This window comes from Peribacillus alkalitolerans, from assembly GCF_010882125.1.
Taxonomy (GTDB): Bacteria; Bacillota; Bacilli; order Bacillales; family DSM-1321; genus Bacillus_BN; species Bacillus_BN alkalitolerans.
The window spans coordinates 125,885-138,003 of sequence record NZ_JAAGVZ010000004.1 but is presented as its reverse complement, the minus strand read 5'-3'; the positions used below and the strand labels follow the sequence as shown (position 1 = coordinate 138,003).

Below are 12,119 nucleotides of genomic sequence, written 5' to 3'. Positions count from 1 at the left end.
TTTGTGGGGGTCTTAAACCATGGTAAATGTTGGGTGTGTGTCAAATCCAATGATTGGTTATTCATCATTCATGGAGTAATAGTGACTGCTTGATTCTTTTTCTCGTGAAGAGAATACATTAAATAGTACAAAAAGGCACTGATTAAACAGAAAAAGAACAAAATGATAAAAGTGGTACTATTGCCAAACCAAGAGGACATTGGAATTGCGATCGGTGCAATCATTCTACCGATGGTAAATCGAAGACTGGCAGCTGCGAAATATTGGCCCCTCATATGTTCAGGCGCAATTTTTGAAATGAATCCTTGTTGGATACCTACTGTCATTAGTTCTCCGAATGTAAATAAGGCCATTGCTAGTATGAGACCCCAAATCCACCCCGTGGAAGCTGCAACTAACATAGAGAATCCATATATAATAGATGAAACAACAAACACATTTCTTTCCTTGTACAAGCCCATCCATTTAGTTACCGCAATTGTGAAAATGGCAACTAGCAATCCGTTTTCGGATATTAATAATCCAAAAGCCTGTTCTCCACCAATTTTAATCTCCCATTTTCCCATTGAAAGCAATGTTTGGTTATGAATAACCTCTTTCGTATAGACTGGAAATAATAAATCCAATTGCATAAAAGTCATCCCGCCAATGATTCCAGCAAGTATGAACAATAGAAATACTTTATCTTGAATTATGATTTTATAGGTTTTAATTTGATCGACAAGAAATTCGAGTCCAGTTTTTGAACTCCCATTAGTCGTATGGCTACCGATTAATGTAGGGGCTGTTTCTTCGATTTTTTTCTGTAAGATTAATGCTAATGTTGCATTCATGATTCCAGCAAGTAGTAATAATTCGAAACGGTGTTCAGCATAGAATAATCCTCCAATGATTGGTCCGATGACTACTGCAATATTGATGCTGGTGTAAAATACAGCAAAAACGCTGCTGCGATTTTTTTCATCAACCACATCTGCAACCATTGCTTGGCTTGCAGGCCAATACAATGAGCCACAAACGCTTACTAGACTAAAACAAATGAAAGCGAGCGTAGGTGAATCCAACCATGGTGAGGAAGCGTATGCAAAAGCAAAAAATGCCAAGGCCTGGCAAGAAGAGGAGAGGACCATCATTCTTTTCCGGCCATATCTGTCCGCACAATATCCTCCTAAAAGGTTGGCAATTACTGAAAAGATTTGCGAAAAGATGAGTAAGAAACCAGCCGTTGTTTTACCAAAGGCTTCCGAGAAAAAAATCGTTAAGAAGGGGAAGAACATCCAAAAAGTAATATTGACTAAGGCTTCGCCACCCAAGCGGATTTTTAAATTTCGATCCCAATTGCGTAATTTCATAAGTGATTTCCCCTGACCATTGCTTTGATTTCAACCATTACATCATACAATTATTCTTAATATTGGAACAACTAAAATGAATTTTTAAAAGAATGAGTATTTATTAGCTTGGGGTCCATACTTGAATAAATATGAGTTTCTTTTATTTCTTATATTGTCGACATTTCCCGGACAATAATCGATTTTTTTCGCGGAAGTAGTATGATTTTGAAGTTAGATGAAATCAATCTTTTTTACATTTTCAATCAAACGTTTGATTAAAAAAACATGGTGGGGATTATGTCATATTATGAGTTATTAACCAAATAAAAAAGAAATATTGAAAAAAAAGGCTAGAATCTTCACACTGTAGGTAGAACTTTTAAAGGGGTATAGATATGAACCATTCGCATTGGAATAACAAACAGGACTTACTTTCAATTGTAAAACGTCTAGTAAAGGTGGCTAGCATTTCTGGTACAAATGGTGAAAACAAAATGGTCAAGGAAATTAGAGACATATTAAGTGACATCCCTTACTACTCTCAGTTACCAGAATATATTATAGAAGAGGAAATAAAAGGGGATACCCTAGGAAGAAGTGCCATAGCAGCTCTGTATAAGTCTTCGAAAAACACTGATAAAACCATTGTGTTATTAAGTCATTATGATGTTGTAGATATAGAAGATTATGGTCATTTGAAAGAATATGCTTTTTTTCCTGATGAATACACGAGCCTCTTAAAGAATGAAGAGATACCCTCTGACGCTAAAGAAGATTTACAATCTGGTGATTGGCTATTTGCCAGAGGTATTATGGATATGAAAGCAGGTCTCGCCTTACATATCGGATTAATCTCTGAAACGAGCATGGCTGGTTGGGATGGGAATATAGTACTGCTTTCTGTTCCTGATGAAGAACGGAATTCTGAAGGAATGTTTGCAGGAGTAGAGTTATTAACCTCCTTAAAAGATAAGCATGGGCTGAACTATGAAGTGTGCATATGTTCAGAACCGAATTTTGCGAGCTATCCAGGTGACAGAAATAAATATGTTTATCTTGGATCGGTAGGTAAATTGCTTCCATTAGTTTATTGTAAAGGGAAGGAAACGCACGTTGGGGAACCATTAGAAGGTGTAAATGCCTCTTGGATGGCTTCATCATTTACTAACGAAATGGAATTAAATGAATTGTTTATCGAAGAGAAGTATGGCGAGAAGGTATCGTTACCAACCTGCTTGAAGCTTGAAGATTTAAAGCAACTTTATAATGTACAAACTCCTACGAGTGCATATGTCCTGTATAACGTTTTAACACTGACGCAATCTCCAGAACAAATACTGGAAAAGATCACTCAAGTAGCTAGAGACAGCAGTAATCTAATTCATGGGAGAATTCAAAAGGCATATAGGAAAATGGGTAATGAAAACGCTATGGACATTTCCCGATTAAAACCAAAAGTGTTTACCTATTCCGAGTTATATGCAATTGGAGTGGAGCGTTACGGTGACCAATTTGTGTCTGAAGTGAAGTCGATTTTAGAAAAAGAAACCGATCCTCAATTTGATCTACGAAAATTAACTGTTTCTATTGCAGAAGGGATTAGTCAATTTTGTAACGACTTAGCTCCATTCTACTTAGTGATGTTAGCTCCGCCATATTACCCGCATGTCTCTTTAACGAAAGGAGACAAAAGGGAGCAAAGAATTAAAGATTTATCTACTTCGATAATCGAATTTGCTCAAAATGAGTTTAACGAAGAACTAAAATTACTGTATTATTTTGCTGGCCTTTCTGATGTAAGCTATTGCCGACTGGTAGGAGGAGAGGGAACGATTGCAACATTAGAAAATGAAATGCCTCTTTACGGTAAAAAATATTTGTTGCCTTTAGAAAAGATAGAGTCATTAGATATTCCTACCATCAATCTTGGACCATTTGGAAAAGATGCACATAAAAGAACGGAAAGACTACATATACCTTACTCATTTGAAATTGCTCCAATGCTTTTAAAGCAAGCAGTAAAACAGGTTTTTGAAGAATAAAATAAGAGGGTGATTCGAAAGCAATTAGCTTTGAGTCACCCTGAATTCTTATATACAATAAATTACTGTTAGAATTTAGAGCAGTGTCTCGCTACGAAGCACAGGACGTGCTAGTGCCGGCATCTCCACAGGATGTGGCGGATTTTAGATAACGTTCCTTACTAGCGGAGCGCTTCCGCTTTTCTTACGGCATACTGTCTTCTTTAACGCGATTTTTAAATGCCTCGTGTGTGACGATGTCTTCTACTTGTTCATATTGTCTGCTATGTTCTTTGCCTTCTACTGTACTATTTTCAGGTAAGTTACCTGGATGGCTTTTTTTCTTATGGTCGAAATGTTTTCCGCGTCCCATATCCTCACTCCTTTACATGCATTAATCCTATTTTTTCTTTAATCATTTTTTTCATGCAGGGAATAATATGTATATCATGAACCATTCGTTGGACAAATAAAAAACAGACAGTTAAAAACTGTCTGTTGAAAAGTTTAGATTACATTCTTTTTGCACCAATGAATCTTGGTTTCCAGTAAGAATTATTTAATGAAGCTATGCTAACTCCTTTTGAAGAAGAAGCATGGATGAATTGGTTATTTCCGATATAGATGCCTGCATGTGACGCACCTTTTTTATATGTAGTGAAGAACACTAAGTCACCTTTTTGTAACTTGGATTTTGAAACTGCTTTGCCTGTTGCATAGATACCAGCAGCAGTTCGCGGGAGAGTTTTACCTGTAGCTTTTTTGAAAGTATAGCCAAGGAAACCAGAGCAATCAAAACCTTTTGGAGTTGTTCCACCAAATTTATATTTAGTTCCTATGTATTTTTTTCCTTCACTAACTATTTTGTCAGGAGAGTAAGCTGCTTCAGCAGAAGGAGCAATAAAACCTATTAAAATCGTTAGCATCAACACTGTTGCGACTAAAGCTTTTTTCATTGAATCCTCCGGCAGCTTAGAAAGAAAACTTTCTTTTCGTTAAATCTAATATATCAAACTCTAAACCTATTTTTCGTTACAAGTCTATTAAGAATTGTTACATGAATATTACAAAAATTGTCGAAGTCTGAATAGTAATGTAACAAAAAAGCGATAAAACAGGTCTTAAGGATTAGTTAAAAGCATTATTATATAAGGACTTAGGAATTATTTAACAAATCTTTCAAAATGTAGCATCTTATTATAGAGGATTATGATTGTTCACAATTTAATATACAAGGTAAATGATAGAACAGGAGCGATGTTTCATGGATATATTTCATATCGTAGCCGAGGATAAAATAAAAAGGGCAATGAAAGAAGGGGAGTTTGATAACTTGCCCGGTAAAGGAAAGCCTTTAGAATTGGATGATCTTTCTTCAATTCCTACAGAGTTAAGGATGGCATATAAAATTATGAAGAACGCAGGTATGCTGGATGAGGAGTTTGCAAGGAATGAGCTTTTACAGATAGAAGATTTAATAGAAAAGACAAAAGATAGAGAAGAAAAAGAGCAACTAAAAAGGAAACTCAATGAGAAGCTGTTACAATTCAATCGATTCATTGACAAAAAAAAGACTACAAATTCGGCTGTTTTTAAGCAATATGATAAAAAGCTACATGACAAATTACTAGACTAAACACTTTAATGTTTTTAGTAAAATATGAAAAAAGTCATTCATTTTTATCCACAATTGTCGATATAAAAAGCACAGTATATAAAGTAAAGATAGGTGACTTTTGTGGATAAAACATCATTGATAGGATTGATATTAGGATTCATTGCTGTAGGAATTGGAATGATTTTCAAAGGGGTTAGCCCAGTAGTATTGGTAAATCCAGCTGCAATACTAATTATTGTAGTAGGTACAGTAGCAGCGGTTGTAACGGCATTTCCTACAACAGAAATTAAAAGAGTCCCTAAGCTATTTAAAATCATCTTCACAGAGCGACAATTAGTGAAGCCAGAAGAATTGATAAAGACTTTTTCCGAGTGGGCTGTCACTGCTCGTAAAGAAGGCCTTTTGGCTTTGGAGAGTATTTCTGAGAAAGTAGAAGATCCTTTTTTAAGAAATGGTTTAAACCTTGCAGTCGAAGGTCAAAGTGCGGATTACATTCGTGATATTCTTTCAGAAGAAATAGATGCAATGGAAGAAAGGCACCTATCAGGTGCGGCTATTTTTACACAGGCGGGTACATATGCCCCAACTTTAGGAGTGCTTGGAGCTGTTATAGGTCTTGTTGCAGCACTCTCTAATATGGATAATACTGATGAGTTAGGGAAAGCCATTTCTGCCGCGTTTATTGCTACATTGTTGGGGATTTATACTGGGTATGTATTGTGGCACCCCTTTGCAAACAAGCTTAAACGTAAATCCAAACAAGAGGTCCGTATTAAAAATATGATGATCGAGGGCATCCTGTCCATTATTGAAGGAGAAGCCCCGAGGACAATAGAACAAAAGCTTACTTCCTATCTTCCTGCAGAAGAGCGTAAATTATGGCTAGAAGGTGGAATGAAGCAGGATGAGTAGACGCCGCAAGAAACATAAAGTACATGAAGAACATATGGACGAATCCTGGCTAATTCCTTATGCGGACTTATTAACGTTGTTACTTGCTTTATTTATTGTATTATTTGCCATGAGCTCTGTAGATGCCGTGAAATTTCAACAGCTTTCAAAAGCATTTAATGATATTTTTTCAGGAGGGACAGGAGTATTCGAATTCCCAAGTCCAAATCCAGATGGAGATCCTACATCGACAACAAGAGAGCAACGAGGATTAATCGGAGATGACAATGGGACAGGTGGCCTCGGTGAGGAAGAGCATCAAGAGTTGGCTGAAGTCCAAAAGAGGGTAAATGAGTACATTGAGAAAAATAATTTGACTACTAAACTCGGTACGAAATTAAGTGGTGAAGGATTGCTTGTGACCATTCGTGATAACGTATTATTTGAATCTGGAAGTGCAGATGTTAGAAGTAGGGATAAAGAGGTTGCTCTAGAAATCGCAGACTTGCTTGTAATGGATCCGCCTAGAAATATTGTTATCAGTGGACATACAGATAATGTACCAATTAATACTGCCAGATTTGATTCCAACTGGGATTTAAGCGTCATGCGTGCGGTTAATTTTATGAAAATTTTGCTCGAAAACCGGAAGCTTCAACCTGAGTGGTTTAGTGCAAAGGGATATGGTGAGTTTAGTCCTGTTGCTACAAATAAAACACCAGAAGGAAAAGCAAAAAATCGGCGCGTAGAGATTTTGATTATGCCTAGGGCAGAAATTATTAATAAATAGTAAAAAGGTGACTAATAGTAAGTCACCTTTTTTAGTGTGGAATCTAAATGATATATGAATAGTACGATATTCAAAGTTGTTATTCTGCTTGTTGCTCAATTGTTTCTTTATTTGGTTTACATAGATGATCAAGCCAAAACCCTATTGCCACCATGCAGCCAATCGGAAGTACATAGTTTATAATATGGAGCACCGTCATATTACTAACCTCCTTCAAGAGTATATTATCAGAATATTCTTTAATATAAGGATATTATATGACGTTTGTTCTATTATTTGTCAAAAAATGTTTATAATTAAGCTTTATTAATTTAAAAATTTCTTTCTTGTCTCTGGCGTTAACAAAATACAAGAATCACTTTTTCTAAACCATTTATAACGATTTCTTGCAACGACCATGTAGAAAATGTCACGTATACTGCTTGGAATGAAAGAAAATAAGAACAAAAGATTCCAAGGTGGTTTAAAATATTTACATATTTTAAAGGCTGCAGTAGATTTGCTGTAGAATTTTCCTTTTTCAATAAAAATGACACTATTTAGATCCGAGGGAATTCGATATTTTGACATTAATTGTTGGCCGATAGAGCTTTCAATTGGAGCAAATAAAAATACATTTCCTTTTTCGTGTCGAAGGATAAATTGAATGCTACGATTACAAACTCCACAATCCCCATCAAACAAAACAATTTTATCCAAAGTAAGTCCCCCATTCTTTCTTTTTATTCTATAACAAACCTCCTTAATAGTTAATCAAACGTTTGATTAAAAATCTTTGCTACATAACTCCCTGAATATCTAGATTAATATCCTTCATATATTCAGGTACATTAGGGAAGTATTTCGAAATAAGGGTATCAACACCATCTTTAAAGTAACCTTTATCAATAGCAATACCTAATAAAATGGAGAGTACACTCTTTGAGATAGAATTCACTTTATGGACTTTATCTGACATTTTACGATTTTTGTAGTATTCAAAGAAGATTTCTTTTTGAAAAATGATACAGGAAGTAATTTTTTCTTTTTTCAATTCTTTTTCGAATACTTTATAGTTTATGTTCATCATTTACTCCTTTTTCAATAAAATGGATAATTACATGATATTTCCAATAATCGGTTTTGGAAATAGAGTTTTATTTCTATTCTGTTAGGTTTTTGAGTACAATGATTATTAGTTGAAGTTAAGAAAAGGGTGGAGAAATGATCGTATTAAAATCGGAACGTGAAATAAAATCCATGCATGAAGCAGGAAAAATCTTAGCTGCTTGTCATAGAGAAATCGCAAAGCTCATACGACCTGGAGTGTCATCTTGGGATATTGAGGTGTTTGTAGATGAATTCTTAAGAAAGCATGATGCTAAGCCAGAGCAAAAAGGATACAAAGGATATGAATTTGCCACATGTGCATGTATAAACGATGAAATTTGTCATGGGTTTCCGAGAAAAACACCTTTGAAGGATGGAGATATTGTCACTATAGATATGGTGGTTAATTATAATGGCGCTTTAGCCGATTCTGCTTGGTCATATGCAGTGGGAGAAGTGACAGGGCAAACGGAGAAACTCTTGGCTGTAACAAAAGAATCTTTATATCGAGGAATTGAACAAGCGAAAGCAGGAAATCGAATTGGTGACATTGGCCACGCAATCCAAAGCTATGTGGAAGGTGAAGGTTTTTCAGTGGTCCGAGATTTCATTGGTCATGGAATTGGAGCTTCTATTCATGAAAAACCCGATGTGCCACATTATGGACTACCGAACCGGGGCACACGATTAAAAGAAGGTATGGTGTTCACCATTGAACCAATGGTGAATGTTGGTGTGTACCAATCGAAGCGTGATAATAACGGATGGACTGCTAGAACAGCGGATGGTAAGTATTCTGCCCAATATGAACATACGATTGCCATTACTAAAGAAGGGACTATTATATTGACAGAGCAATAGCTCATTAGGACTTAAGAATCATTTAAGCTGTTTTTTTTCTTTTTGGGTTTGTGGTTGTTCCTCGAGGGTATTTATAGAACAAGTTGATCAACACAACATCGAAATGACTATTATTTTTTCTTAACTACGAGGAGGAACAAACTATGAAATCATGGAAAAAGAAATTAATGGCTAGTGGTTTTGCGGTTGGACTAACAGTAGCAGGTTTGGCAGCTTGTGGGGACGGAGTCGATCAAGATAACGGGGTCGACGACGGCGAAGTAAACGACGAGCAAGATGACAAAAACGAAGAAAATGGTTAATGATATAGATAGTAGTAGGCAGCCGGATTTTACTGGCTGCCTTTTCTACTTAAACAAGGTAAACCATAACTTTGGTTTCAACATCTGTGTTAAAATAAGTTAAAATTGAAAACTTTAAAAGGCTAAACAAAAGGAGTACATACATGAGGTTGATAAACTTAGATGAATATCGCCCACAAACGATGGAACTTGCTAGACCGATATTCGATAAGTACAAAAGGGTGTTACTAGCAGAAGGACGTTCTATTCATCCGACGTTTTTAAAGCGGTTAGGACAAATGGATATTCGTTATTTATTTGTAGAAGATGCCATTTCAAAGGGTATAACAATGGAAGAAATGATAGATATGCCTACGTGGATGGAAGCGATCCAGGTAGTTCAACTGACGTTTGAGTCAACTAAAAAGAAAGGTGCCTTTCCATTTAGGGAGATTCAAGAAACTGTCAAAAAGCTAGTGGCAGAAGTGTATAAGCGAGGTGCCGTCGTTCTTGTCCCTACCACCTTTCTAGCTGAGGAGCTTAGGGATTACGCACATGCCGTGAATGTTGCCCTATTATCCACCCAACTTGGAAAGAAAAAGGGTTTAAATCAAATGCAAGTGAAAGATCTAGCCTTAGGAGCATTACTCCATGACATAGGAAAGGTAGAGATAGAAGGAGAAGGACATGCTCAAGCTGGATTTGAGATATTGCGAAAAATTAGGGAAGTGGGCTTATTATCTGCCCACGTAGCTTATCAACATCACGAAATGGTGGAGGGTAGTGGGTACCCTAGGGGGATCAATGGAACTCAAATACAAGAATATGCTCAAATATGTGCCATAGCTAACACATTTGAAAATATGATATCGTCACAAGGATATGCTCCTCATGAAGTCATCGAATATATCATGACAAAATCAGGATCTTGTTTTAGAGAAGATTTGGTACATCTATTCGTGAGAGAAGTGCCATTATATCCTCCAGGTACAAAAATTAGATTGAATACTGGGGAACAAGCGATTGTCACGAAAGTCCATAAAAACCCACAACGACCGGATATTCGCATATTGGATACAAAAGCAAATCTATCATTGGCAGATCATCCTACGCTATTGGTTTCTGAAGTTTTAGTCGATGAGGAAAAATATACAGAGGAAGCAAAATAAAATAGAGGGCAAACTGCCCTCTATTTTTTATTTCTTAAGATTTCCCAATTCTTCAGCAATAGCTTCCATTTCACTTGGGCTAAAGCTATTTTTCTTCATGACTAAGTCATATAGAAACTTTAGATCTTCATACATTTCTACATTAAAGTGCGATGATTTTACCGCTCCCATATTCATCATGCGAAGTTTATCCTTAATCCCATCAACCATATATTCTACATTTTCTGGAGTGTTTTTTGTAAGATCCATCATCAGCCTTCTTTCCTTATGATATTGCTATCATTTCATAGGAGTCATTTTTTTGTCAATCATAGGCGCAGTTTTCATTATTACATCCCTATCACTTTCTCTTCTTGGATTTTCAACTTGAAATAAGGAACTTAAGAAAGAGGTGAAAAAATTCATACTTGGAGTTTTACAAAATCATACAGTGAAGGCAATAAGTAAATGCTATGTTTCATGAAAATGTAAAAAGGGAATCATACATAGTAACAAACATTTAATCGAGGAGGAAAATGTCATGAATCAATATCGAGGAGAATATTCATATCAACAAATGGGGACAAGAAAAAATAGATTGCTTCAAGGAATCATGTTAGGAGCATTGGCAGGAGCAGCTATGAGTTTAATGAGTCGTGATACGCGTAGTTCAGTAGTATCAGGTACCAAACAATATTCAAAAGAGCTTCAATCATTTATTAAAAATCCAAATGACTTTTTTGACCGACTGAAGGAAACGTCTGGCAGAATCAGAAAAACCGTTCAACAAATTTCTGATGATGTAGCTTTTATTTCTCAAAAGGTCGAGGAAATAAAAGATGTTCCGCCTCAAGTTGCGAGCATGGTTAAGGAAACGAAAGAAGCATTTATTTCCCATGATGAACAGGACGCACCTGAAGCAAATCAAAGGCAGGAGCAACATTACAGAAATACAGTTCTAAAATCTTAATTCCATTTGAAGTTCCGAGGTGGCAGTATGGGCGTGAAGAAAGAATGGATGAATAAATCTTTCATTGTGGAATTATATGAAAGGATAAAAGGGGATGATGTTTCAGGCTGGGCTGCACAACTTGCTTTTTTCTTTCTCTTATCCATATTTCCACTTCTAATTTTTTTAGTGACTCTATTACCTTATTTACCAATCCATCAGGAAGATATTCTTACTTTCATAAGGGATTATGCCCCAGAACAATCCATGACGCTTATTGAAACGAATGTTGCAGAAATTATGAAGCAAAACGGTAAGCTTCTTTCTTTTGGGGTCATCGCAACGTTGTGGACAGCCTCTAATGGACTTAACGCGATTATTCGTGCATTTAACCGAGCCTATGATGTAAAGGAAAATCGATCCTTTATCTTTGCGAGGGCTTTAAGTATTTTGTTAACGATTGGGATGATTATTGTTTTCGTCATTGCCTTGTTATTACCTGTTTTTGGGAAGCAAATAGGTAGTGTATTGTTTGCCCAATTTGGATTTACTGATGAATTTCGTCAAATATGGGGAGCAATCAGATGGGTATTAAGCTCGGTTATATTATTTGTAGTTTTTTTAGTCTTATATTGGATTGCTCCAAATATTAAATTAAAGTGTCTTAGCGTGATACCCGGAGCTTTATTTGCTACTGTTGGGTGGATATTGGTTTCCTATGCCTTTTCTTACTATGTATCCAATTTTGCCAACTACGCATCTACATACGGAAGTATTGGGGGAATCATTGTCCTCATGATTTGGTTTTATTTAACTGCTCATATCATTATTCTTGGTGGAGAAATTAATGCGATGGTGAGCGAAAAGAAGGACCCTACCTGTGGATGACATTATTATCCTTCATAAAACTTTTATCACTACACAAACTACAATGGATACCAAATCGGTGTCCATTTTTCTTTTTCAAAGGAGAGAATATTCATGACTAAAAAGACGAAAAAAGACGGTGGAACAAAACAAAACTCTAATCAAAAACCAAAAGGTAAAACATCCGGTTCTGCTAATGGTCAAAACGGATATCACTAAAAAAAAAGCTTGCCCTTTAAAAAACGGGCAAGCCTTTTTTTCGATAGTCCC

General features: G+C 36.1%; 15 protein-coding genes. 9 read left to right on the top strand and 6 right to left on the bottom strand.

All coding sequences use genetic code 11. The features are described 5' to 3' along the window. Positions 1 to 68: 68 nt before the first annotated feature. Positions 69 to 1,352: an MDR family MFS transporter gene (locus G3O09_RS06815; protein ID WP_163100742.1), complete on the bottom strand. Its 1,284-nt coding sequence runs from the start codon at positions 1,350 to 1,352 to the stop codon at positions 69 to 71. A gap of 377 nt (positions 1,353 to 1,729) precedes the next feature. Here G3O09_RS06815 and G3O09_RS06810 point away from each other — a divergent pair, with 377 nt between their 5' ends. Continuing rightward, the gene (locus tag G3O09_RS06810) at positions 1,730 to 3,376 is read left to right on the top strand and encodes a M20/M25/M40 family metallo-hydrolase (protein ID WP_163100741.1); all 1,647 of its coding nucleotides are present in this window, start codon (positions 1,730 to 1,732) and stop codon (positions 3,374 to 3,376) included. Positions 3,377 to 3,560: 184 nt separating this feature from the next. Here the strand turns inward: G3O09_RS06810 and G3O09_RS22160 are convergent, their stop codons facing one another. Continuing rightward, complete coding sequence (locus G3O09_RS22160; protein ID WP_205439619.1) at positions 3,561 to 3,728, bottom strand: hypothetical protein; 168 nt, start codon at positions 3,726 to 3,728, stop codon at positions 3,561 to 3,563. Positions 3,729 to 3,867: 139 nt separating this feature from the next. Next, positions 3,868 to 4,311 carry a C40 family peptidase gene (locus G3O09_RS06805; protein WP_163100740.1) on the bottom strand — a complete coding sequence of 148 codons (444 nt, stop codon included), beginning with the start codon at positions 4,309 to 4,311 and terminating at the stop codon, positions 3,868 to 3,870. Between the two features lie 308 nt (positions 4,312 to 4,619). Between G3O09_RS06805 and G3O09_RS06800 the strand changes: the two genes are divergently transcribed. The 3 genes from G3O09_RS06800 (at position 4,620) to motB (ending at position 6,654) form a co-directional block, all read left to right on the top strand. Then, the gene (locus G3O09_RS06800) at positions 4,620 to 4,991 is read left to right on the top strand and encodes a DnaJ family domain-containing protein (protein WP_163100739.1); all 372 of its coding nucleotides are present in this window, start codon (positions 4,620 to 4,622) and stop codon (positions 4,989 to 4,991) included. 102 nt (positions 4,992 to 5,093) lie between these two features. Beyond that, positions 5,094 to 5,885 (top strand): flagellar motor stator protein MotA, encoded by a 792-nt coding sequence (motA, locus tag G3O09_RS06795; RefSeq protein WP_163100738.1) that lies wholly within the window; start codon positions 5,094 to 5,096, stop codon positions 5,883 to 5,885. Next, the gene (motB, locus tag G3O09_RS06790) at positions 5,878 to 6,654 is read left to right on the top strand and encodes a flagellar motor protein MotB (protein ID WP_163100737.1); all 777 of its coding nucleotides are present in this window, start codon (positions 5,878 to 5,880) and stop codon (positions 6,652 to 6,654) included. The genes motA and motB overlap by 8 nt, the downstream gene beginning before the upstream one ends. Positions 6,655 to 6,960: 306 nt before the next feature. Here motB and G3O09_RS06785 read toward each other — a convergent pair whose 3' ends face one another. Together G3O09_RS06785 and G3O09_RS06780 are read right to left on the bottom strand one after the other, a co-directional pair. Then, on the bottom strand, positions 6,961 to 7,353 hold the full coding sequence (locus G3O09_RS06785; protein WP_163100736.1) for a thiol-disulfide oxidoreductase DCC family protein: 393 nt from the start codon (positions 7,351 to 7,353) through the stop codon (positions 6,961 to 6,963). A 79-nt stretch (positions 7,354 to 7,432) separates the two neighbouring features. Next, a complete protein-coding gene (locus G3O09_RS06780; RefSeq protein WP_163100735.1) occupies positions 7,433 to 7,720 on the bottom strand; it encodes a hypothetical protein in 288 nt (95 codons plus the stop codon). Between the two features lie 137 nt (positions 7,721 to 7,857). On the opposite strand from G3O09_RS06780, the gene map reads away from it, so the two are divergent. From map to G3O09_RS06770, 3 genes are all read left to right on the top strand, one after another. After that, entirely contained in the window at positions 7,858 to 8,604 is a 747-nt protein-coding gene (gene map, locus G3O09_RS06775) for a type I methionyl aminopeptidase (protein ID WP_163100734.1), read from the top strand. 143 nt (positions 8,605 to 8,747) lie between these two features. Next, positions 8,748 to 8,906 carry a hypothetical protein gene (locus tag G3O09_RS22155; RefSeq protein WP_205439618.1) on the top strand — a complete coding sequence of 53 codons (159 nt, stop codon included), beginning with the start codon at positions 8,748 to 8,750 and terminating at the stop codon, positions 8,904 to 8,906. Between the two features lie 143 nt (positions 8,907 to 9,049). Beyond that, positions 9,050 to 10,054 (top strand): HD-GYP domain-containing protein, encoded by a 1,005-nt coding sequence (locus tag G3O09_RS06770; RefSeq protein WP_163100733.1) that lies wholly within the window; start codon positions 9,050 to 9,052, stop codon positions 10,052 to 10,054. Between the two features lie 27 nt (positions 10,055 to 10,081). On the opposite strand, the gene G3O09_RS06765 is transcribed toward G3O09_RS06770, so the two are convergent. Continuing rightward, a complete protein-coding gene (locus G3O09_RS06765) occupies positions 10,082 to 10,303 on the bottom strand; it encodes a DUF1128 domain-containing protein (RefSeq protein ID WP_163100861.1) in 222 nt (73 codons plus the stop codon). 271 nt (positions 10,304 to 10,574) lie between these two features. Between G3O09_RS06765 and G3O09_RS06760 the strand changes: the two genes are divergently transcribed. Both G3O09_RS06760 and G3O09_RS06755 read left to right on the top strand, forming a co-directional pair. Further along, positions 10,575 to 11,003: a YtxH domain-containing protein gene (locus tag G3O09_RS06760; protein ID WP_163100732.1), complete on the top strand. Its 429-nt coding sequence runs from the start codon at positions 10,575 to 10,577 to the stop codon at positions 11,001 to 11,003. Between the two features lie 27 nt (positions 11,004 to 11,030). Continuing rightward, positions 11,031 to 11,870 (top strand): YihY/virulence factor BrkB family protein, encoded by an 840-nt coding sequence (locus tag G3O09_RS06755; RefSeq protein WP_240338363.1) that lies wholly within the window; start codon positions 11,031 to 11,033, stop codon positions 11,868 to 11,870. Positions 11,871 to 12,119 lie beyond the last annotated feature (249 nt).

Excerpts from the sequence above, each read along its gene's own strand:
- G3O09_RS06760 (WP_163100732.1), top strand. The coding sequence starts at position 10,575 with ATGAATCAATATCGAGGAGAATATTCATATCAACAAATGGGGACAAGA.
- map (WP_163100734.1), top strand. The coding sequence starts at position 7,858 with ATGATCGTATTAAAATCGGAACGTGAAATAAAATCCATGCATGAAGCA.
- G3O09_RS06815 (WP_163100742.1), bottom strand. The coding sequence starts at position 1,352 with ATGAAATTACGCAATTGGGATCGAAATTTAAAAATCCGCTTGGGTGGC.
- G3O09_RS06780 (WP_163100735.1), bottom strand. The coding sequence starts at position 7,720 with ATGAACATAAACTATAAAGTATTCGAAAAAGAATTGAAAAAAGAAAAA.
- G3O09_RS22160 (WP_205439619.1), bottom strand. The coding sequence starts at position 3,728 with ATGGGACGCGGAAAACATTTCGACCATAAGAAAAAAAGCCATCCAGGT.
- G3O09_RS06800 (WP_163100739.1), top strand. The coding sequence starts at position 4,620 with ATGGATATATTTCATATCGTAGCCGAGGATAAAATAAAAAGGGCAATG.
- G3O09_RS06805 (WP_163100740.1), bottom strand. The coding sequence starts at position 4,311 with ATGAAAAAAGCTTTAGTCGCAACAGTGTTGATGCTAACGATTTTAATA.
- G3O09_RS06755 (WP_240338363.1), top strand. The coding sequence starts at position 11,031 with ATGGGCGTGAAGAAAGAATGGATGAATAAATCTTTCATTGTGGAATTA.
- G3O09_RS22155 (WP_205439618.1), top strand. The coding sequence starts at position 8,748 with ATGAAATCATGGAAAAAGAAATTAATGGCTAGTGGTTTTGCGGTTGGA.
- G3O09_RS06765 (WP_163100861.1), bottom strand. The coding sequence starts at position 10,303 with ATGGATCTTACAAAAAACACTCCAGAAAATGTAGAATATATGGTTGAT.
- motB (WP_163100737.1), top strand. The coding sequence starts at position 5,878 with ATGAGTAGACGCCGCAAGAAACATAAAGTACATGAAGAACATATGGAC.
- G3O09_RS06770 (WP_163100733.1), top strand. The coding sequence starts at position 9,050 with ATGAGGTTGATAAACTTAGATGAATATCGCCCACAAACGATGGAACTT.
- G3O09_RS06810 (WP_163100741.1), top strand. The coding sequence starts at position 1,730 with ATGAACCATTCGCATTGGAATAACAAACAGGACTTACTTTCAATTGTA.